The 19,930-nt window shown below is 66.5% G+C and carries 23 protein-coding genes; 9 read left to right on the top strand and 14 right to left on the bottom strand.

Annotated elements, in window-relative coordinates; all coding sequences use genetic code 11:
• Together ACRCSW_RS18490 and rplT are read left to right on the top strand one after the other, a co-directional pair.
• On the top strand, positions 1-129 hold a 129-nt coding region (locus ACRCSW_RS18490), incomplete at its 5' end, for a large ribosomal subunit protein bL35 (RefSeq protein WP_438707161.1).
• Between the two features lie 12 nt (positions 130-141).
• Positions 142-504: a 50S ribosomal protein L20 gene (rplT, locus tag ACRCSW_RS18495; protein WP_438707121.1), complete on the top strand. Its 363-nt coding sequence runs from the start codon at positions 142-144 to the stop codon at positions 502-504.
• 101 nt (positions 505-605) lie between these two features.
• Here the strand turns inward: rplT and ACRCSW_RS18500 are convergent, their stop codons facing one another.
• The 4 genes from ACRCSW_RS18500 to rbfA all read right to left on the bottom strand — a co-directional run bounded on the left by ACRCSW_RS18500 (position 606) and on the right by rbfA (position 3,147).
• A complete protein-coding gene (locus ACRCSW_RS18500; RefSeq protein ID WP_438707122.1) occupies positions 606-1,019 on the bottom strand; it encodes a hypothetical protein in 414 nt (137 codons plus the stop codon).
• A gap of 86 nt (positions 1,020-1,105) precedes the next feature.
• Positions 1,106-2,008, bottom strand: a complete 903-nt coding sequence (gene truB / locus ACRCSW_RS18505; protein WP_438707123.1) for a tRNA pseudouridine(55) synthase TruB — start codon at positions 2,006-2,008, stop codon at positions 1,106-1,108.
• Positions 2,009-2,011: 3 nt separating this feature from the next.
• Positions 2,012-2,734, bottom strand: coding sequence for a phosphodiester glycosidase family protein (locus tag ACRCSW_RS18510; protein ID WP_438707124.1), 723 nt, complete (start codon positions 2,732-2,734; stop codon positions 2,012-2,014).
• Complete coding sequence (rbfA, locus tag ACRCSW_RS18515) at positions 2,734-3,147, bottom strand: 30S ribosome-binding factor RbfA (RefSeq protein ID WP_438707125.1); 414 nt, start codon at positions 3,145-3,147, stop codon at positions 2,734-2,736. The genes ACRCSW_RS18510 and rbfA overlap by 1 nt, the downstream gene beginning before the upstream one ends.
• Positions 3,148-3,243: 96 nt before the next feature.
• Between rbfA and dapB the strand changes: the two genes are divergently transcribed.
• Together dapB and ACRCSW_RS18525 are read left to right on the top strand one after the other, a co-directional pair.
• A complete protein-coding gene (gene dapB, locus ACRCSW_RS18520; protein ID WP_438707126.1) occupies positions 3,244-4,053 on the top strand; it encodes a 4-hydroxy-tetrahydrodipicolinate reductase in 810 nt (269 codons plus the stop codon).
• Between the two features lie 61 nt (positions 4,054-4,114).
• Positions 4,115-4,477 carry a dihydrodipicolinate reductase gene (locus ACRCSW_RS18525; protein ID WP_438707127.1) on the top strand — a complete coding sequence of 121 codons (363 nt, stop codon included), beginning with the start codon at positions 4,115-4,117 and terminating at the stop codon, positions 4,475-4,477.
• Positions 4,478-4,563: 86 nt separating this feature from the next.
• Here ACRCSW_RS18525 and ACRCSW_RS18530 read toward each other — a convergent pair whose 3' ends face one another.
• Complete coding sequence (locus ACRCSW_RS18530; RefSeq protein WP_438707128.1) at positions 4,564-4,737, bottom strand: DUF1674 domain-containing protein; 174 nt, start codon at positions 4,735-4,737, stop codon at positions 4,564-4,566.
• Positions 4,738-4,784: 47 nt separating this feature from the next.
• Between ACRCSW_RS18530 and ACRCSW_RS18535 the strand changes: the two genes are divergently transcribed.
• A complete protein-coding gene (locus tag ACRCSW_RS18535; protein WP_438707129.1) occupies positions 4,785-6,044 on the top strand; it encodes an RsmB/NOP family class I SAM-dependent RNA methyltransferase in 1,260 nt (419 codons plus the stop codon).
• A gap of 4 nt (positions 6,045-6,048) precedes the next feature.
• Here ACRCSW_RS18535 and ACRCSW_RS18540 read toward each other — a convergent pair whose 3' ends face one another.
• From ACRCSW_RS18540 to ACRCSW_RS18570, 7 genes are all read right to left on the bottom strand, one after another.
• Positions 6,049-7,317 carry a lytic murein transglycosylase gene (locus ACRCSW_RS18540; protein WP_438707130.1) on the bottom strand — a complete coding sequence of 423 codons (1,269 nt, stop codon included), beginning with the start codon at positions 7,315-7,317 and terminating at the stop codon, positions 6,049-6,051.
• Positions 7,314-9,545: a ribonuclease R gene (rnr, locus tag ACRCSW_RS18545; RefSeq protein ID WP_438707131.1), complete on the bottom strand. Its 2,232-nt coding sequence runs from the start codon at positions 9,543-9,545 to the stop codon at positions 7,314-7,316. The genes ACRCSW_RS18540 and rnr overlap by 4 nt, the downstream gene beginning before the upstream one ends.
• Positions 9,546-9,577: 32 nt before the next feature.
• The gene (locus tag ACRCSW_RS18550) at positions 9,578-9,919 is read right to left on the bottom strand and encodes a luciferase domain-containing protein (RefSeq protein WP_438707132.1); all 342 of its coding nucleotides are present in this window, start codon (positions 9,917-9,919) and stop codon (positions 9,578-9,580) included.
• Positions 9,920-10,131: 212 nt separating this feature from the next.
• A complete protein-coding gene (locus ACRCSW_RS18555; RefSeq protein ID WP_438707133.1) occupies positions 10,132-10,548 on the bottom strand; it encodes a GNAT family N-acetyltransferase in 417 nt (138 codons plus the stop codon).
• Positions 10,548-11,702: a succinyl-diaminopimelate desuccinylase gene (gene dapE / locus ACRCSW_RS18560; RefSeq protein WP_438707134.1), complete on the bottom strand. Its 1,155-nt coding sequence runs from the start codon at positions 11,700-11,702 to the stop codon at positions 10,548-10,550. Before dapE ends, ACRCSW_RS18555 begins: the two co-directional genes overlap by 1 nt.
• A gap of 74 nt (positions 11,703-11,776) precedes the next feature.
• The gene (locus tag ACRCSW_RS18565; protein WP_438707135.1) at positions 11,777-12,109 is read right to left on the bottom strand and encodes a hypothetical protein; all 333 of its coding nucleotides are present in this window, start codon (positions 12,107-12,109) and stop codon (positions 11,777-11,779) included.
• Entirely contained in the window at positions 12,106-13,215 is a 1,110-nt protein-coding gene (locus tag ACRCSW_RS18570) for a M20 family metallopeptidase (protein ID WP_438707136.1), read from the bottom strand. Before ACRCSW_RS18570 ends, ACRCSW_RS18565 begins: the two co-directional genes overlap by 4 nt.
• 266 nt (positions 13,216-13,481) lie before the next feature.
• Here ACRCSW_RS18570 and ACRCSW_RS18575 point away from each other — a divergent pair, with 266 nt between their 5' ends.
• Positions 13,482-14,927, top strand: coding sequence for an AAA family ATPase (locus ACRCSW_RS18575; RefSeq protein WP_438707137.1), 1,446 nt, complete (start codon positions 13,482-13,484; stop codon positions 14,925-14,927).
• On the opposite strand, the gene ACRCSW_RS18580 is transcribed toward ACRCSW_RS18575, so the two are convergent.
• Positions 14,850-16,118, bottom strand: a complete 1,269-nt coding sequence (locus tag ACRCSW_RS18580) for a vWA domain-containing protein (protein WP_438707138.1) — start codon at positions 16,116-16,118, stop codon at positions 14,850-14,852. The genes ACRCSW_RS18575 and ACRCSW_RS18580 overlap by 78 nt on opposite strands.
• A gap of 81 nt (positions 16,119-16,199) precedes the next feature.
• Between ACRCSW_RS18580 and ACRCSW_RS18585 the strand changes: the two genes are divergently transcribed.
• From ACRCSW_RS18585 to ACRCSW_RS18595, 3 genes are all read left to right on the top strand, one after another.
• Positions 16,200-16,952, top strand: coding sequence for a DUF6502 family protein (locus tag ACRCSW_RS18585; protein WP_438707139.1), 753 nt, complete (start codon positions 16,200-16,202; stop codon positions 16,950-16,952).
• Positions 16,952-17,122: a hypothetical protein gene (locus tag ACRCSW_RS18590; RefSeq protein WP_438707140.1), complete on the top strand. Its 171-nt coding sequence runs from the start codon at positions 16,952-16,954 to the stop codon at positions 17,120-17,122. The genes ACRCSW_RS18585 and ACRCSW_RS18590 overlap by 1 nt, the downstream gene beginning before the upstream one ends.
• Positions 17,123-17,489: 367 nt before the next feature.
• Complete coding sequence (locus ACRCSW_RS18595) at positions 17,490-19,061, top strand: choice-of-anchor L domain-containing protein (protein WP_438707141.1); 1,572 nt, start codon at positions 17,490-17,492, stop codon at positions 19,059-19,061.
• A gap of 4 nt (positions 19,062-19,065) precedes the next feature.
• Here the strand turns inward: ACRCSW_RS18595 and dapD are convergent, their stop codons facing one another.
• Entirely contained in the window at positions 19,066-19,890 is an 825-nt protein-coding gene (gene dapD, locus ACRCSW_RS18600) for a 2,3,4,5-tetrahydropyridine-2,6-dicarboxylate N-succinyltransferase (protein ID WP_438707142.1), read from the bottom strand.
• Positions 19,891-19,930 lie beyond the last annotated feature (40 nt).

A 19,930-nucleotide genomic window follows, 5' to 3' on the forward strand; every position in this document is an offset into this window, starting at 1 on the left:
GGCGTTGCCGGCAAGCGGCACGGCATGATCAAGCGCACGACGAAGTTCATTCGCGATGCTTCCGGAACGATGCTGCTGTCCGCTGCGGACACCAAGATCGTCAAGAAGTACATGCCCTACGACCGGTAAGGAGAGCACCAGATGTCCCGCGTCAAATCCGGCGTCGTCACGCATGCCCGTCACCGCAAGGTGATCAAGGCTGCCAAGGGCTATTACGCCGCCCGTTCCACGAACTTCCGCACCGCCACCCAGGCGGTCGACAAGGCCAACCAGTACGCGACCCGCGACCGCAAGGCCCGCAAGCGGTCGTTCCGCGCGCTCTGGATCCAGCGGATCAACGCTGCGGTCCGGCTGTTCGATGCCGAGATGACCTATTCGCGGCTGATCAACGGTCTGGCGAAAGCCGGGATCGAGGTCGACCGCAAGGTCCTCGCCGATCTCGCCGTGCATGAGCCCGAGGCGTTCAACGCCATCGCCGGCCAGGCGAAAGCCGCGCTGGTCTGAGACCGACAGCCCCGAAATCCGGAAAGGCTCCGCAGCGATGCGGGGCCTTTTGCTTTTGGCCAACGATGTCGCCCTCGGGGTTCTCCCGGGACCGCTTAACGCTAGCCTTTCGTGCTCCGGAACTCTTGAAACGCGATCAGATAGAAGGCGGCCACGGCTATCGAGGTGGAGACGAAGAAGATCACGCCATAGCCAAGGAATGTCGGGGACAGAAGTGCCAGAAAGCCGTCTTGGCTCACCATGATCGATCCGAACAGGATGCAATAGCCCGCCAGACAAGCCAAGGTGAAGCAGACGAACGGAAGCTTCCTGACCGGGTCGAGCTTCCGGAAGTAAAGGATGTAGGCCGGACCGCCCAAGATCGTTGCGAACAGGTATCCCACCAGCGCGCCCATACCGAGGATGAACTCATAGTACACCAGTTCGTCGAACATGATGCTGAAGGCGAGCACAAGAAGCGCGGGCACAATCGGGGCAATCAGGAATGCGGCGAACAGCCTGGGCTTGGCTACCATTCGGAGGACCTAATCAGTTTGGCGTCGAGCATATGCCTAAGCGAGAACTTTGACATTATCGAGGACCGAAACGGTCAACCTCAGGCCTACCTGTTGAACACCCGGCTCGGGTGCAGCTCTCCGCCCCGATAATGCCCCACAGCCACGGCCAGCCCATCCAGGCTGGCCCAGCCTTCGGTGCCCCAGTCGGCATGGCCGATAACCTGGCCGGGGTTGCCATTGCGCAGCCGGGCCGCGCCTTCGGGGGTCGCGGGGAACTCTGGCAGGTCTTCCAGGCCGAGTTCCAGGGGCAGGAGGCGAGCATCCAGCGCCTCGCTCTTGGCCTCGGCGTCGATCTGGTCGAGCGTCACGCCCTGATCGGCGCTGAAGGGGCCGGACCAGGTGCGGCGGAGCCAGAGCACGTGGCCAAGGCAGCCGAGCGCTTGCCCAAGGTCGCGGGCGATGGAGCGGACGTAGCCGCCCTTGCCGCAGACCATCTCCAGTTCGACATGGTCGGGGTCGGGGCGGGCCTTGACCACCAGACTGTCTACCCAGAGCGGGCGGGCGGCAAGGTCCATTTCCTCGCCTTCGCGGGCGAGGTCATAGGCGCGCTCGCCTTCGACCTTGACGGCGGAATACTGCGGCGGGACCTGTTGGATCTGGCCCCGGAAGGCGGCAAGTGCCGCTTCGATCTCGGCATCACTTGGCCGCAGCGCGCTGGTCGCGATCACCCGGCCCGAGGCATCGTCGGTATCGGTCGCAGCGCCGAAGGTCACCCGGAACCGGTAGCATTTCAGGGCGTCGGTGATGTAGGGGATGGTCTTCGTCGCCTCTCCCAGTGCCACTGCAAGAACCCCGGTCGCATCGGGGTCGAGCGTCCCGGCATGCCCGGCCTTCTGCGCCGAAAACGCCCATTTCACCTTGTTCACCACAGCGGTCGAGGTCACCCCGGCGGGCTTGTCGATGACCAGCCAGCCGGTGACGGGGCGGCCCTTCTTGGTGCGGCCCATCGTTCAGCCTTTCGGAACCACGGTGCCGACAGTCGGCCCCATCGGGAAGCCACCGTCATGTCTGTTCAAGTCGGGGGCATAAAGGCGCGAGATGTTGCCGTCGAAGTAGAGCGCGTCCTTCAGCGCCAGCTCATCGCGGAAAAGCCGGGCGAAAGCGTGGAAATTGACCTCGTCGTTCGAGATCGCGAAGACGGCGCGGGTGCCGTCCTCGCTGACGCCGACGCCGTTGCGGACATAGGTGCTGTCGCTGTCGGGCAGAAGCTTCGGGTGAAGCTCTCCCTTGATCACCAGCATCGGCCCCGATTGGGTGGCAAAGCGGCAGTCGGGGGCTTCTTTCTTGAATGCTCGGCTTTCGAGGATGCGGAACCTCTCGCCAAAGCAGAAGACACCATTCGGCAGAAGGCCGAAGTTGCCCGGCCCGTCCGCGGTAACCAGGCGAGCGACCTCGTTGCCGTCCTCGACGTACAGCCCGACGGGTGAAAGGTCGTGGTGATACATGCCCGCGTTCATCGCGAAGCTCAGGGCCTTGCCCTCGGCTACCAGCGCGGCGTCGATGTTCTTGAAGCTGCCGTAGACGCCTTCGGGGCCGGAATGAAAGAGCCGCAGGTCCTCGCCCGAGGTGACCTCGCACAGCGTGTAAGAGGCGCCCTCGAACGTGGTGTCGCGGCAGGTGACCGCCCCGGCGTCCAAGGGGGCCAGCATCAGGGCAAACGCAAGGCGGAACATCACTCCTCCTCGTCAGCCGCGTCGAGATCGCGCTGCACTGCCGGGTCCGAGAAGAGGCGCCGGGTTTCGTCCAGGCGGTCGAAGGTCTCATCCGGCCGGAAGCGCAGGTCGGGGGCGTATTTCAGCGTCAGCTCCCGCGAGATGCGATGCCGAAGCTCGGCCTTGTTGCGCGCCAAAGCGGTGATAGCATCCTGCACGGGCACCGAGCCCATCAGCGGCATCACATATACGGTCGCGACCTTCAGATCCGGCGAGCACGACACCTCGCCCACCGTGATCGACATGGCGTTGAGTTCCGGGTCGTGGATTTCGGCCCGGTTCAGAACGTCCGAGAGCGTGCGGCGAATAAGTTCGCCCACCCGAAGCTGGCGTTGCGACGGGCCTGAGCCGGTGGAGAAGCGCTTGTTCGACATGGGCGACCGTTTAGGCCCTTTCCGCGCCGCCCGCAACGCCGGGCTTTCTTGCCCCGCAGTAAGGCGCTAGGAGGGTCGGGCAAGCGGAGGTGCGGCATGAGCGATGTTCCCGGACTGGTGGTCACAGGTGCGTCAGGGCGGATGGGGCAGACGCTGATCCGGCTGTCACAGGGGTCAGACCGGCTGCGGCTGGTCGGCTGTGTTGAGCGCGCGGGTCACCCCTGGATCGGTCGGGACGTGGGCGAGGCGATGGGTGGCACCCCGGTGGGCGTCAAGGTGACCGACGACGCGCTGGAAGCCTTTGCCAAGGCGCAGGCGGTGGTGGATTTCACGGCACCCGCCGCGACGGTGGAGTTTGCGGCACTGGCGGCCCAGGCGCGGGCCTGCCATGTCATCGGGACAACGGGGCTTGAGGCCGAGCATCTGGCGAAGATCGAGGCCGCCTCACGCCACGCGGTGATCGTGCGGGCCGGGAACATGTCGCTGGGTGTGAACCTTCTGGTGCGGGTCGCCGAAAAGGTGGCGGCGGCGCTCGATGCCGACTGGGATGTGGAGATCGTCGAGGCGCATCACCGGATGAAGGTCGACGCGCCCTCGGGCACCGCTCTGATGCTGGGTGCGGCGGTTGCGGCGGGACGTGGTGTTTCGCTGGAGGACACGAAGGTCTCGGGCCGCGACGGGATCACCGGCGCGCGGGCGAAAGGAGCCATCGGCTTCTCGGCCATCCGGGGCGGCGATATCGTGGGCGAGCACGATGTGATCTTCGCGGGCGAGGGCGAGCGGGTGATCCTACGCCATGTCGCGACCGACCGGGCGCTCTTTGCCCGCGGCGCGCTGAGGGCGGCGCTTTGGGGGCAGGGGCAGAAGCCCGGGCAGTACGACATGATGGATGTGCTTGGCATCTAGCGGGTGATCCAGTTCCGTCCCGGCTGCGTATCAGTCGTCAGACTGATGCTTGGGGGATGCCATGTTTCGTTTCTGCGCCGTAGTGCTGATGCTGGCCGCACCAATCCCGGCTGCCGCCGAGGGGTTTGAGCCAGTCAAGGAAAAGGACCGGTTCCTCGATCTGGTCAAGGATCGGGAGCTGCGTATCGGCCTTTACAATCTGTCGCTGACGGTCTCTCCGGATGGCCGTATCGATGGCTCGGCCATGGGCTGGGACATCACCGGCAACTGGTCCTGGAAGGACGGCTACTTCTGCCGCGAGATGGACTGGAGCGGGACGGCGATCGACTACAACTGCCAGCTGGTCGAAGCGCACGGCGGTGAGCGGGTCCGGTTCACGGTTGACCAGGGCAAGGGCGACTCGGCGACGTTCCGGCTGCGCTAAGCTTTACGGTGCCGCTCGTCGATGACTTCGTCACTCCTCGCTCGGGTAGCTCCGACGAGGAGACGAAGTCGAACGAGGAGGGGGCGTCAGAAATCGACAGCGATCCCCTTCTTCTCCCAGTCGCCATAGCGCACGGGTTCAGGCCCCTCGCGCCCGCCTAGTTCCTTCGGCAGCGGGGGCTGCGCCTCGGCTGCCTTCCGGCGCGCTTCGGCCTCGGCCAGAGCCCGTTTTGCGGCGGGGGGCAGATCGTTCTTGTCCATGCCCATGGTTCCTTGTGTGCCCTTACTTGGTGATATAGGCCGCGCGGATGGGCAGCAAGGGGACGGCGATGGCCGAAGGTGTGGCGGCACGGGCCGCAGCGGTTGCGATCCTGGACGGAGTCCTGGGCGAAGGGCGGATGCTGTCGGACTTTGCCGGGGGCGATCTGTCGCCTGCCGACCGCGCGCGGGCCTTGCGGCTGGCGGAAACGGTCCTCCGGCATCTGGAACCGGCCGACCGGCTCCTCGACCGGCATCTCCGCAAGGCGCCGCCGCTGACGGCACGGAACGTGCTGCGCCTGGCTGTCATCGAATGCGCAGAGGGTGCCCCGGCCCACGGCGTCGTGAACGCGGCAGTCGAGATCGTGCGGAAGGGCAAGCGCACCGCGCATCTCGCCGGGCTCGTCAATGCTGTCCTGCGGGCCTTGCCAGAGACGGGGCTTCTCGACGGCGCGTCGCCGCAAAAGATGCCGCGCTGGCTGCGCCAACCTCTCGTTCACGCCTGGGGCCGGGATGTCGTCTCGCAGATCGAGGCGGTGCAGGCCACCGAGCCCCCGCTTGACCTGACACTCCGCGAGGGTTTCCCGGCACCGGAGGGCGAGCTTCTGCCGACCGGCAGTCTGCGCCTTCGCGGCGCGGGGCAGATATCGGCGCTGCCAGGCTATGCCGAGGGTGGCTGGTGGATACAGGACGCCGCCGCCGCCCTGCCCGCCGTGCTTCTGGATGCGCGGCCGGGCGAGAGGGTGCTGGACCTTTGCGCGGCACCAGGTGGCAAGACCCTCCAGCTTGCCGCAGCCGGAGCAAGGGTCGTGTCGCTTGACATCTCGGGCCCTCGCATGGCGCGGCTGGAAGCCAACCTCAGCCGCACCGGCCTGACCGCCGAGCTCGTAGTCGCCGATGCCCTGACCTGGGAGCCGGACGGGGCCTTCGACGCGATCCTCCTCGATGCGCCCTGTTCGGCGACAGGGACGATCCGTCGGCATCCCGACCTGCCATTTGTCAAGGATGGCTCTGAAGTCACGGGGCTGGTCGATCTGCAGGCCAGGCTGATCGACCGGGCACTTGGCTGGCTCAAGCCCGGCGGGCGGCTGGTCTTTGCCACCTGCTCGCTTCTGTCTGATGAAGGCGAGGACCAGCTTTCCGCCACGCTCGACCGCCATCCCGACCTGACCGTCGAGCGCATCGATCTGCCGGGGGTCGAGCCGAACTGGTGGACGACCTCAAACGGCCTGCGCCTTCGCCCCGACTACTGGGCGGATCGCGGCGGGATGGATGGCTTCTTCCTCGCCCGGCTACGGAAACCGGCCTGAGGCCTCATCGCAAAAGGCCAAGCACCTCAAGGCTTGGATAACCATCCGGTATCAGCCCGCGCGCTTTCTGGAACGCCTTTACGGCAGCGATGGTCTTCGGCCCCATCCGCCCGTCCACCCCGCCCGGATCGAACCCGGCCCTGCCAAGCAGGCCCTGCAGCTCCACCCGCTCCTCCAGCGTCAGCGCCCGCAGCTCGCGCGGCCAGGTCCCGGCAATCGCAGGGCCGCCCTTGATCCGGTCCGCCAGATGCCCGATCCCGATGATATAGGCATCGGCCGTGTTGTACTTTTCGATCACCTGGAAGTTCGGAAAGATCAGAAACGCCGCCCCCCGCGCCCCGCCAGGCAGCAAACTCGAACCCGGCCCAGGGTCCGGCAGATCGCCCCCCGAAGCCGTCCTGACCCCCATTGCCTGCCACTCCGCGACCGGCTTCACCACCCGCTCGGTCGTCTGCTCATAGTCGAAGCCCTCCGGCAACTTCACCTCGAACCCCCACGGCATCCCCGTCTGCCACCCCCAATGCCGCAGGTAATTGGCGGTCGAGGCCAGCGCATCCGCCGGGTCATCGCCCCAGAGGTTCCGCTTCCCGTCACCGTCGAAATCGACCGCGAACTTCTCCCACGACGAGGGCATGAACTGGGTATGCCCGCTCGCCCCCGCCCAGCTGCCGGTGAAGCTTTCCACATGGCCACCATCGACGATCTTCAGCGCCGCGATCAGCTCCGCCTCGAAGAACGCCCCCCGCCGCCCCTCATAGGCAAGGGTCGCCAAAGACCCCAGCACCGGCAGATCACCGCGATAGGTGCCATAGGCGCTTTCCAGCCCCCAGACCGCCGCGACGACCTCCTTCTCCACCCCGTATTCCGCCTCGATCCGCTCAAGGAGTGCGCGGTTCTTCTCCAGCGCCTTGATCCCAAGCGCCACCCGGTCCTCCGAGACAGCAGTGTCGAGATAATCCCAGATCGTCTTGGTGAACTCGTTCTGGTTCCGGTCGCGTTCCACGACCTTCGGGTTGAACTCCACCCCCCGCATCGCCTGATCGAAGGTTGCCGCCGGAACCCCTGCCGCCAGCGCGCGTGGCCGGAAGTCCTGCACCCAGGCCTCAAGCCCCGCTTGCGTGCCCATCTCAACCTCCACTCCCTTGACTGGATCGGGCAGGATCGTCTGGGCCACAGCACCCGCAGTGCCAAACACTATCGCCAGCCCAATGCTCACCAAAATCCTTCGAAGGACTTTGCAAATTTCTTCGAAGAAATTTGGCCCGCCCGTCATCTCCGCTTGCGCACCAGCCGCCGTTTCGCCGCCGCTTGCGCCGGTTTCCGGGGTTGGTACTTGCCCCCCTGCCGCCGCGCCGGTTTCAGCACTGATCCCTCCACCGCCAGAAGCTCCAGGATCAGCCCGCCGGTCACCGGCACCGCTTCTGCCAGCCGGACAGTCACCTTCTGCCCGATCCCCAACGTCAGCCCGGTATCAGAGCCCATCAAGGTCTGGCTGCCCTCATCGTAGTGGAAGAACTCCCGCCCCAGGGCGCGCACCGGGATCAGCCCGTCCGCGCCCGTCTCGTCCAGCCGCACGAAAAGCCCGAACCGCTGCACGCCCGAGATGCGCCCCGCAAACTCCGCCCCCACCCGATCGGCCAGATAGGCGGCGAGATACCGGTCGGTCGTGTCCCGCTCCGCCGCCATGCTCCGCCGCTCGGCTTCCGAGATCAGCTTCCCGGTCTCCTCCAGGTTCTCTTCGTCCCAGACGGACAACCCGTCCTTCCCCCAGCCATGCGCCGAGATCAGCGCGCGGTGGACGATCAGGTCGGAATAGCGGCGGATGGGCGAGGTGAAATGCGCATAGTTCTGCAGAGCCAGTCCGAAATGCCCGAAGTTCTCCGGATGGTAGTAGGCCTGGGTCATCGAGCGGAGGGTCGAGATGTTGATCAGCTCGTCGAACTCCGTCCCCTCGGCCTGCGCCAGAAGCCGGTTCAGGTGCCGCGTCTGCAGGACCTGCCCCTTGGCCAGCGTCAACCCCGCACCCTCAGCCACCTCGCGCAAGCTGTCCAGCTTCAACGGCGAGGGCTCCTCATGCACCCGGAAGAGCAGCGACCGCTTCAGCCGGATCAGCTCCTCCGCCGCCGCGACATTGGCGAGGATCATGAACTCCTCGATCAGCTTGTGCGCGTCCAGCCGGTCCTTGAACGCGACCGAGACAACCCGGCCCTCCTCGTCCAGCTCGATCTTCCGCTCGGGCAAGTCCAGGTCCAGGGGCTGCCGCACCTCCCGTGCCCGGGTCAGCGCCGCATAGGCCGCGTAAAGCGGCTTCAGCACCGGTTCCAGCAGAGGCGCCGTCGCCGCATCGGGAGCCCCATCCACCGCCGCCTGCACCTGCGCGTAGTGCAAGGAGGCGACTGACCGCATCATCCCCCGCACGAACCGGTGGCTCCGCTTGTGCCCGCCCGCGTCGATCACCATCCGCACGGCGAGGCAGGCGCGGTCGACGCCCTCGTGCAACGAACAGAGATCGCCCGAGAGAATATCGGGCAGCATCGGCACCACCCGGTCGGGGAAATAGGTCGAATTGCCCCGCTTCCGCGCCTCTCGGTCCAGCGCCGAGCCCGGCGTCACGTAATGCGCCACATCGGCGATGGCGACCCAGAGGATGAAGCCCCCCGGATTGCCGGGGTCGGCGTCCGCCTCGGCCAAAACCGCATCGTCGCGGTCACGGGCATCGACCGGATCGATGGTGACCAGCGGCAAACCCCGCAAATCCTCGCGCCCCTTCATCCCCACGGGTTCGGCGCGGTCGGCCTCGGCCATGACCGCGTCGGGGAAGGCATCCGGAATCCCATGCTGGTGGATCGCGATCAGGCTTGCCGCCCTTGGCCCCGCCGGGTCGCCCAGCCGTGCCACCACGCGCGCCGCAGGCAGACCCATGCGGCGCGCACCAACGGCCTCCGCCTCGACCAATTCCCCATCCCGCGCGCCCATGGCCATATCGGCGGCCACCCGCCATTCCTTGTCGGAGCCTTTCTCGACCGGCACGATCCTGCCGCCCTCGGACCCCACCCGGAACACCCCCAGCACCTTCCGCGGGTTCGACCCCAGCCGCCGGATCAGCCGCGCCTCGTACACGTAGTCGTCCAGATCAACCTTCGCCAGGCGCGCCAGAATCCGGTCACCACCCCCCAGCGCCGGATCGCCTTTCTTCGGGATGATCAGAATGCGCGGCGCATCCTCGATCCCCTCTTCCAGCGGTGTCGCATAAAGGTCCCCCGCCTTGTCCGGCGGCAGAACCTGCAACACCGCCACGGGAGGCAGCGTCCCCGCCTCACGGAACCGGCGGGAGGTCTTTTCGACCACGCCCTCGCTCTCAAGCTCGCGCAGGAGGTGCTTCAATTCGATCCGCGCATCGCCCTTGATCCCGAAGGCCTTGGCAATGTCGCGCTTGGCCGAAAGGCCGGGGTTGTCGATGATCCACTGGCGGATCTCGTCCTTGGAGGGGAGCGGTTTCATGCCCCCCGACTACCACGGCAAAGGACCGAAGACTATCCTTCCTGCATCGGCTCCGGCGGCTGTTTCTTCCGGACGATCAGATCGTAGTTCAGCCTGAAGAGGTCCAGCGCGCGCGCCACCCCCTCGCCCCCCAGCCGGACGGTTACCCAACCGCTCTCAGGCAGAAAGTGATGCGCCTCCGCCCGGCCCTCGGCCACCAACTCATGGCGAAGCTTCGTCGGGAACGGCAGATCGGCGTGGCTGGAGCCATGCAGATGGCCCACTTCGCGGGTGCCATAGGAAAAGGTCGTCGCGCCAAAGCGGCCGGGGCCGGTGGTGATGCCGGGCCAAGTGGTCACTTCGTCGGCAATCGTCTGAAACGGGGAACGGGACATGACACTCTCCTTCCCCGGCAACATGGGCCTTCCGCCGACCCTCGCAAGCCACAGGTCCGCACAGACCAGCAGTCCCGTCCGCACAACCAGCCATGCCTTTCATCTTTGCCCAAATATCCCCGCGCGGCGCGCCCACCCGAGCCGGTTGCGCGCAAGCGCAGAGGCGAGACAAAAGGTCTTCGCGCGTCAGCGCTCAATATGAAAACCGCCGTTCAGAGGGCGCGGCGCATGTGGCGATGGGGAATCCCCGCGTCCAGGAACTCCTCGCCCTCGACCGCGAAGCCCAGCTTTTCGTAGAACCCCGTCGCATGCGACTGCGACCCGAGATACGCCTCCCTCACCCCCGGCACCCGCCGCAACTCCTCCAGCGCGGCGAGGATCAGCGCCGCCCCAAGCCCTGTCCCCCGCGCCTCCGGCAGCACACAGACCCGGCCGATCTTGCCCGTAACACCCTTCACCAGCATCCGCGCCGTGCCGACCGGGTGGTCCCCGTCGAACGCCAGCAGATGGATCGCCGATCCGTCCAGCCCGTCCACCTCGTCAGCCTCGCTGACCCCCTGCTCTTCGATGAACACGATACGCCGCAGGCGCTGGCAGGCTGGGATGTCGCGGGTCACAACGATCCGCATCAGGCGAAGTAATCCCGCAAAACGCGCGCATAGATCGCCTTCAGCTGGACGATATGCGCGATCTCCACCCGCTCATCGACCTGATGCATGGTCTTGCCGACCAGCCCGAACTCGATCACCGGGCAATGGTCCTTCACGAACCGCGCGTCCGAGGTCCCGCCCGAGGTCGACCGCGCCGGCTTGCGCCCGGTCTCGGCCGCGACCGCCTTGGCCACCAGCGCCGCGAACTCGCCGGGCGGGGTCACAAAGGCCTCGCCCGAGACCGAGATCGCAAGGCCGATCTCCACCCCCGTCGCGTCCTGCACGGCTTCGGCTTCCGACCGCAGCCAGGCCGACAGCGTCTCGCCGGAATGGGTGTCGTTGAAGCGGATGTTGATGGTCGCCGTCGCCCGGGCGGGGATCACGTTCGAGGCCGGATTGCCGCAGTCGATCGTGGTGATCGCAAGCGTCGAGGGATCGAAGTCGGCGTTGCCCCGGTCCAGGGGCTCGGCGTCAAGCCTCGCCAGCAGCCTGACCAGGGCCGTCAGCGGGTTCTTCGCCCGGTGGGGATAGGCGCTGTGGCCCTGCACACCCACCGCCGTGATCTTCACGGTCATGCTGCCCCGACGACCGATCTTCATCATGTCGCCCATCTCGTTCGGGCAGGTCGGCTCACCCACCAGGCAATGCGTCATCCGCTCGCCGTTGAACGCCATCCAGTCCAGGATCGCGATCGTCCCGTCCTTGCCCTCGCCTTCCTCGTCCCCCGTGATCGCCAGGATCACCGCCCCGTCCGGAGGCGTCTCACGCACGAAATCAACCGCCGCCGCGACAAAGGCCGCAACGCCCGATTTCATGTCGCAGGCACCCCTGCCATACATGACGCCATCCTCGATCTCGGCGCCGAACGGGTCGTGCGTCCAGGCCGCGGCATCGCCCACGGGAACCACGTCGGTATGGCCGTTGAAACCGAAGGCCCGGTTCGCCCCCGCCTTGCCCCAGCGCGCATAAAGGTTGGCAATTCCGCCCCGGTCGACCCGCGTACAGGTGAACCCCGCCCCGGCCAGCACCCCGGCCAGCAAAGCGATTGCACCGCCTTCAGCAGGCGTGACCGAAGGGCAGCGGATCAGCTTGGCGGTCAGCTCAACGGGATCAATCGGGTCGAAGGGCATCATCAGGTCCAGGGAGAGGCGTAAGCGGCATCCCTACCCGCTTGGCCCCCGACCTGCAACCGCGAGGCGCACCGCTTTCAGTCGAAGAACGGCGTCATCTCCGCCACGATCACCGAGTTCTCCTGCAAGGCCCGCTGCATCAGCTCCTGCTCGCCCTCGTCGATCTCTTCGCCCGCCTTCAGCCGTTCCTCAAGCGTCCCCAACCCCTGCACCTCCAAGGGCGAGAGGTCCGCCTCCTTCAGGATCGCCACCGTCTCACGCACCGCCTCAGCCTCATCGACGCCCGAGGCGTAGCACAGAAGCGCCGCGCCCGTGGCCTTCGCTGGGAGCCCGTCGCCTTCCTTGCGGCCGACCTCGACGATCAGGGAATAGACCTGCTGGGGCCGCTTGGGCTTTTCCGGGTCGGTCATGCCAGCCACTCCTCTGCGATGATTTTGTAAAGCCGCGCGGCGGTCTGCACGTCCCTGGCGCTGACGCTTTCGTCCGCAGTCCCGCTGTCGCCCAGTCGACCAGGGCCGAGGATACAGAAGGGCGCCGCGTGACCGTCCAGCAGGATCGCTCCGTCGCTGTAGTAATTCACCCCCAGGCGGCGCGGTTCGACGCCCGTTTCAGCCCGGACGGCAGCGGCGCAGGTCCGCACGAAAGCACTGTCCGGAGCCTCTTCGACTGCGGGTTTGTAATCCGTCAGGTCGATCGTCACCCCGGACGGCAGCACGCTCCGAAGCTGCGCCAGCACATCGTCTGCGCCGATCCCTGGGGCAAAGCGCACGTCGATCTCGGCTTCGCACAGATCGGGCGTCAGGTTCACCGCCGTCCCGCCCCGGATCAGCCCGACCGAAAGGCTCGGCCCGTCCAGGAGCGGATGCGCCGGGGTCTGCAGCTGCAGCGCCCGAAGTGCCGCCAGCGCCTCGGTCATCCGCCAGATTGCGTTGACCCCGCCGTTGCCCGAGACATGGCCAACCTCGCCCCGCGCCGTGACCCTGGCCCAGAGGATGGCCTTCTCCACAACCACCAGATCCAGCCCCGAAGGCTCACCACACAGGAACGCCCCGATCTCGGACTGCAGCCCCTGCGCCAGGAACCGCCGCGCCCCGATGCAGTTGGCGCTTTCCCCCGCCGTCAGCATCAAGAGCACATCGCCCTTCAGCTTCGTCTTCCGGGCGGCCAGCACCCCGGCAGCCGCCACAAAGGCCGCCACGGCAGATTTCATATCCGCCGCCCCACGCCCATGCACCCGGCCGTCCTCCAGCACGCCCGAGAACGGGTCGCGCGTCCAGCCGCCACCTGCGGGCAGCGTGTCAAGGTGCGCCGAGAAGACCAGCGCCGGCTTCTCCCCGGTGCCCGCCACCCGGCCCAGCACATTCGCCCGCCCCGGCAGGAACTGATCCAGCCGCACGTCGACCCCAAGGTCCGTTAAAGCCCTCGCCACCCGCTCTGCCACCGCCAACTCGCCTCCTGGCGGCTCGCAGCTTGGAATGCGGATCAGGTCCTGCAGCAGGGGGATCGGGTCGATCATCGGGCGCTCCAGCGGGGGCTGGCGGAGTAACCCCGGCGGCCACCGGCCTGTCAAGGCGGGGGCTTGAAACGAATCACCAATCGTGTGTATCCCCCCGCTCCCGTCGCAATCACTGCATGAAGGAGGGGAAACGTGTCTGATATTGATAACCGCCTGCCCCTCGTCCGCCGCTAAGGCGCGACCCAGGGACAAAACCCGGACCACCTGTCCTGACCCCGTCTCGGCCCCGCCGGGGCACAATCCCCTTTTGCCCGCACCCAGTGAAAATGCACGACTTCATCACCTCCTTTGCAGCCGACGCGCTGCAATCCGAGATCTTTGCCGGCGGTCTTGCGCTTGGCCTTCTCGGCACGGCCCTTGGGCTGTCGCGCCTGCTTTACCAGCGCCTTCGCTGGCTGGCCGGGCGGCGCTTTGTCGTGTCGATGACGCTCGACAACCGCGCGGCGGCCTACCGCCATCTCTACGCCTGGATCGAGGCGACCGGGGTGCTTAGCCATGTCCGCCAGCTGCGGCTGACCGACCTGAAGGGCACGTCGGGCGAGATGTTCGGCCCCGCACCCGGCAGCTACTGGTTCTGGTATCAGGGGCGACCCTGCCGGTTCAGCCGCGACCTCGATGAAAAGACGCGGGTCGGCGGACCCTATGACGCAAAGCCGATGGAGACGATCACGCTTACCCTGCCCTTTGGCCGGGCTGAGGTGATCCGCGGCTGGCTTGCCGAAGGCGCCGCGCATCTTCGCAGCCGTGAGCGCCGGGGGCCCGAGCTCCACGTCGCGCGGGGTGACTGGTGGGAGGCAATGGGTGCCTTGCCGGGCCGCGGGCTTTCCACCGTGCTCTCGGACGACGACCGGCTGCACCACCTCGCCGCGGACATGCGCCGCTTCCTTGGTGCATCGCAGTGGTACGCTGACCGCGCCATCCCCTGGCGCCGGGGTTATCTGCTTTACGGCCCTCCGGGCACTGGCAAATCCTCGGTCCTTCGGGCGCTTGCCACCGAGCTCAAGCTCGACCTCGCGCTGATCGATCTCTGTCGTCCGGGCCTCTCGGATGACGATCTGCGCGAGCTGATGTTCTGCGCCCCCGACCGCGCGATCATCGCGATGGAGGATGTGGATGCCGTCTTCCGGGGCCGCGAAGCGGATCAGAAGGGCGGGATCAGCTTCTCGGGCCTTCTGAACGCCATCGACGGGGTGGCGGCACAGGAGGGCCGGGCGCTCGTCATGACCACGAACCACCGCGAAAAGCTTGACCCGGCGCTGATCCGGCCGGGGCGGGCGGATGTGCAGATGGAGCTTGGCACGATCGGCGCCGCCACTGCCGCCAAACTCTACCTGCGCTTCTTCCCCGGCGAAGAGGCCGGGGCCACCCGCTTCGCCGACCGGATCGGCACGCGGCGTCTGACCGGGGCCGAAGTGCAGGGCTGGCTTCTGGCCCATGCCGAAGACCCCGTCGCGGCAGCGGCCTGGCAGGACGCAAAGCGTGATGCGCCTCCCCTCCCCCAACGTGGGGAGGGGATGGGGGTGGGGGGTCAACCTGGGGACATGGTCGAGCCCCCCACCATCTCCCTCCCCAGGCTGGAGGAGGGAAGCTTCCAATCGATCACGTCATCAAATGACTTGCTGCAAACGCCAATGTCAGTTCCGGCAAACCCCGCCGGAGGAGCCTCCGACCTCGCGGATGACGTCGCCGCCCGCCGTCTGGCGCTGGCCTGAAAGCTCGGTCATCAGGACACTGGTCAGAAGCCGCGACAGCTTGGTCACCTGGTAGCAGGCGACAGTCGGCTCGTTGTGAGCACTGCCCACCCCGCTGTCATCGGTCAGGAACAGATACCGCCCGCCCGTCGCAACCGAGGCCTGGCGCATCAGATACTCCGACTCCTCCGCCACCCCCGAAGCCCCAAGCGTGAAGATCTGCACCCCGTCCTCCGCCGCCGCCTTGGCCGCGCGCAGGTAGGTCGCCGCATCACGCGAATGCGGCGGGGCATCGGCCACATGCAGCACCAGCCGCTCCCCCTTACCAGCCCGCCAGTTCAAACCCACACCCGTGCTCAAAGCAGCCGCCGCCGCCTCGGGATAGTCGCCCCCGCCATCTGCCGACAAACCCCGCAGCCACCCGGCCATCGTTCCGCTCGACCCGGTGAAGCCGTAGTTCTGCACCACATACTCATCGCCCCGGTCGCGGTAAGCCACCAGCCCATAGCGGATCGAAACCCCCGGAGCCTTCCGCGCCGCCGCCCGGGTGATCCCGATCAGCTCGCGCTGCAGAAAGGCGATCTCGTCGCCCATCGAGCCAGTGGTATCGACGACAACGACCAGGTCCAGGAAGTCCGGCTTCCAGCTTGCGCCCTCAGGCAGGCGGATCGTCACCTCTTTGCCGGTCGCCACCTCTTCGCGATAGGCCTCCTGCCCATCCGCCCCGAAGACACGAAGCTCGACCGACTCCAGCCCCTTCGCCCCCAACAGCTGCGGAAAATCCACGATCCGGCCGTCCGGCCCGGCATAGCTTTCGTGGAACGGATCGGCCGCACCGGGGCGGCGCAGCGTATAGCGTGCGCCGGGGGCGGGGCGGCCATCCGGGCCGGTCAGGCGGACCAGAACCGGCGCGCCAAGGCCAAGCTGCGGCAGGCCGGTCGAACCCGCCGCGCTCTTCAGATAGCGGGTGAAGGCACCAAGGTTCCGCAGATCGTCGATCTCGCCCGCCGTGATCACGCCACGCCGCGCCACCCCGGCGCCGCCGGACTTCTCCGGAGCGGCGGCTTCAGCAACCGGCTCCGCAGCAACGCTTGCACCGGCATAGGCGCGCTCTTCGGAAACGGCACCGGAAGGGCCCGTCGGCGAACAGGCCGTCATCAGTGCAAGGATCGAGACATAGGTGAGAGGCAGGATCGAAAGGGAAGGGCGCATGGCGGGCTCCAAATGGAATGTGCAAATTACACATATCTCTTATCACTGGACCTGTCAAAGAAAATGTGCATATTACACATCATGCAGATTTTCGACGCCCTCTTCGCCCCGATCGCCCGCCTCCTCGTCGCCCGTGGCCTGCCGTTCCCGGACCTCGTGGAGCGGATGAAGCTCCACTACGTCCAGGCCGCGCTGACCCAAGCTGGGGACCGCGCGACCGACAGCCGGGTCTCGGTCATGACCGGCCTCCAGCGCCGCGATGTCGTGCGCCTGCGTGGTGAAGATGTGAAGGACCGCCGCCCGAACCACCTCGCCCGGCTGGTGGCGCTGTGGCAGACGGGGGCTGGGTGGTCCCGCGACGGCGCAGCCCTTCCCCTCGTCCGCTCCGGCCCCGGCCAAAGCTTCGAGGCCCTGGCCCAGGCCGTCCGCCGCGATGTCCACCCCCGCACGATGCTCGATACGCTTCTGGCGGCCGGGACCGTGGCCCTCTCTGCGGACGGCCAACAGGTTCTGCTGACCCAGACCTCCTACCAGCCGCTTGCCGGATCGGACGACCAGCTCGCCTACCTCTCCCGCAACCTTGGCGACCATGCCCAGGCCGCCGCCGACAACGTGCAAGGCCGGACGCCTCCACATTTCGAACGCTCCGTGCACTATTCGGGCCTTACCGAAACCCAGATCAATGTACTTTCCAAACGTTTCGCCGAAGCCGAGATGGCGCTTTTCCAGGAACTCAGCCAGACTGCGGCCCGGATGAAGGAAGAAAACACCGAAGCTGGAACCCAGCGGTTCCGGGCCGGCGGTTACTTCTACCGGACCGGAGAGACCGATTGATGCGCCACTTTGCCCTGCTGGCTATCGCCCTTCTGTCAGCCTGCTCCCCGATAATGCGCGAGGAAGTGGCCGAGGAACCTGTCGCCGCCGAACAGAAGGTCGCCGGGGCAACCGACTGCGTCCCGGACGAAGACGACGGCATCGGCGGCACCGGCTGCGAGGTCGACTAGCGAAGCCCTGGAACGAAAGCGGATGCCCAGATCGCCCACGACGGGCTTTCCGAGGCGGCGCAAGGGGTGATCAACACCCTTCACGTGGCGCCGGGGTCGTGCCTTGGGGCCGTCCTTTGCATGATTGGATCGGCTGCCTGCTGGGGTCTGGCGACGGTCATGACCAAGGGCACCCTTGGGGCCATGCCAGCCTTCACAACCCTTTCGTTTCAACTGACAGCTTCGGTCGCGGTCCTGTTGCGCAACTGGCCTGGCCGTGCCGTGCTGCTGGCGGATCCGAAGCATTTTAGGCATTTGCGACCGACCCGTTAACCGTTCCTGAGACGTTCTCCTCAACCCTTGACTGGTCTTTGCGGGTTAGGGTCTCATGGTCTCAGCAACCAAACTGCCGGTCGAAACAGGTGCCAGCGCCACCAAAATGGCCGAGGCGATGTTCGGCCCGGGCATCCAGATCGTCAAGGCAACCTACACCGGCGACCCGGCCTCGGCAGGCATCTACACAAAAGGCGATACGATCGCCCCCGATGCCACTCCGTCCGACACCGGCGTGATCCTGTCCACCGGCAAGGCCAGCGACTTCACCAATTCCAAGGGCGAGGCGAACCATACCGCGTCACGCACGACCGATACCAAGGGCGTCGACAACGACAGCGACCTGAACGAGATCGCCGGTACCAAGACCTACGATGCCGCGATTTTTGAGGCCGACTTCGTGCCCGACGGGTCGACCCTGACGATGCAGATCACCTTCTCGTCAGAGGAATACCTCGAATACGTGGGGTCGGGCTTCAACGATGCCGTAGGTGTCTGGGTCAACGGCGAAAAGGCCGAGCTCACTGTCGGCAACGGCGACATCTCGGTCGACAACATCAACCCGACGAACAACGAAAACCTTTATGTCGACAACGCGAAGGACCAGCACAACACCGAGATGGACGGCTTCACCGTCACACTGACGCTGAAGGCCCCCGTCATCCCCGGTGAGGTCAACCACATCAAGATCGGCATCGCCGATGGCGGCGACGCGGCCTACGACAGCAACCTTCTGATCGCGGGCGACTCGGTCCAGACCGCAGTCGTGGCTGAAGACGACAGCTTCACCCTGGGCCTCGGTGGCGAGACGATTGTCAACCTGACAGGAAATGACTTCGACGCCGCGGGCGGGACGCTGACGATCACCAAGATCAACGGCGTTCCGGTCAAGGCCGGCGACCACGTCATCCTGCCCTCGGGGCTTGAGATCGTGGTCAACAGCGACGGCACCATCACCGCCGTCAGCGACCTGGACGAAGCCCTGGGCGGGACGAGCTTTTCCTACGAGGTGAAGAACCAGGCGGGCATCACCGACGTCGGTTTCGTGCAAGGCGAGATTGTGCCCTGCTTCGTCGCAGGCTGCCGGATCGAAACCTCACGCGGCCCCGTTCCGGTTGAGGATATAGCGGTCGGCGATCTGGTCCTGACGCTGGACCACGGCTTTCAGCCTGTCCGCTGGCACGGTGTGCGGCAAGTGCCGTCGCAGGGCACAATGGCCGCCGTCCGCATTCCCGCGGGGGTCTTTGGCGACCACGGCGCGCTTGCCGTCTCACCGCAGCACCGGCTGCATTTCTCCGGCTGGCGGGCCGAGCTTTACTGCGGCGAGGCCGAGGTTCTGGTGAAAGCCATCCACCTCGTCCGCGCCGGGTGCCTGCATCAGGACCGCTCCGGCGCACCGGTCACCTACCACCACCTCATGTTCGACCGCCACCAGATCATCCGTGCCGAAGGCTTGTGGAGCGAAAGCTACTACCCCGGCCCCGCGACCCTGCACGGCCACGACCCCGAGCAGCAGGATGAGCTTTTCGCCCTGTTCCCCCAGCTTCAGCTCAACCCCGACACCGCCTACGGCCCCGCCGCCCGGCCCGAGGTCCGCGCCCATGTCGCGGGCCTGCTTGTGGCCTGAGGCCTCAGTCCCTCAGCAATTCGTTGATCGAGGTCTTCGACCGCGTCTGGGCATCGACCTTCTTCACGATCACCGCACAGTAAAGGTTGATCCCGCCCTTCGACGGCATCGACCCCGCAACCACGACCGACCCCGCCGGAACCTCGCCATACATGACCTCGCCCGTCTCGCGGTCGACGATCTTGGTCGACTTGCCGATGAACACCCCCATCCCCAGGACCGAGCCTTCGCGGATGATGCACCCCTCCACCACCTCCGACCGCGCACCGATGAAGCAGTCGTCCTCGATGATCGTCGGCCCCGCCTGCATCGGCTCCAGGACGCCGCCGATCCCGACACCGCCCGATAGATGCACGTTCTTGCCGATCTGAGCACAGGACCCGACCGTGGCCCAACCGTCCACCATCGAGCCCTCATCGACATAGGCCCCAATGTTCACGAAGGACGGCATCAGCACCACGCCTTTGCCGATAAACGCCGACCGCCGCACGATGGACCCCGGCACCGCCCGGAACCCTGCCTTGCGCCAGTCATCGGCGCCCCAGCCCTGCCACTTCGACGGCACCTTGTCCCACCAGTTCGACCCGCCGTTCGACCCCGAAATCTCATACATGTCGGTCAGCCGGAACGACAGCAGCACCGCCTTCTTGGCCCACTGGTTCACATGCCAGTCCGCCCCCCGCTTCTCCGCCACCCGCAGCGCCCCGCTGTCAAGCGCGGTCAAAGTCGCCTCGACCGCGTCCCGCGTCTCACCCTTGGTGGCCGAGGTGATCGTGTCGCGAACCTCCCAGGCGGCTTCGATGGCGGCTTCAAGGGCGGCGTTGGTCATGGGGATTTCCCTTTTCGGTTGGTCACGGCGGCCCCGACCC

Source organism: Tabrizicola sp., from assembly GCF_051645465.1.
Taxonomy (GTDB): Bacteria; Pseudomonadota; Alphaproteobacteria; order Rhodobacterales; family Rhodobacteraceae; genus Tabrizicola.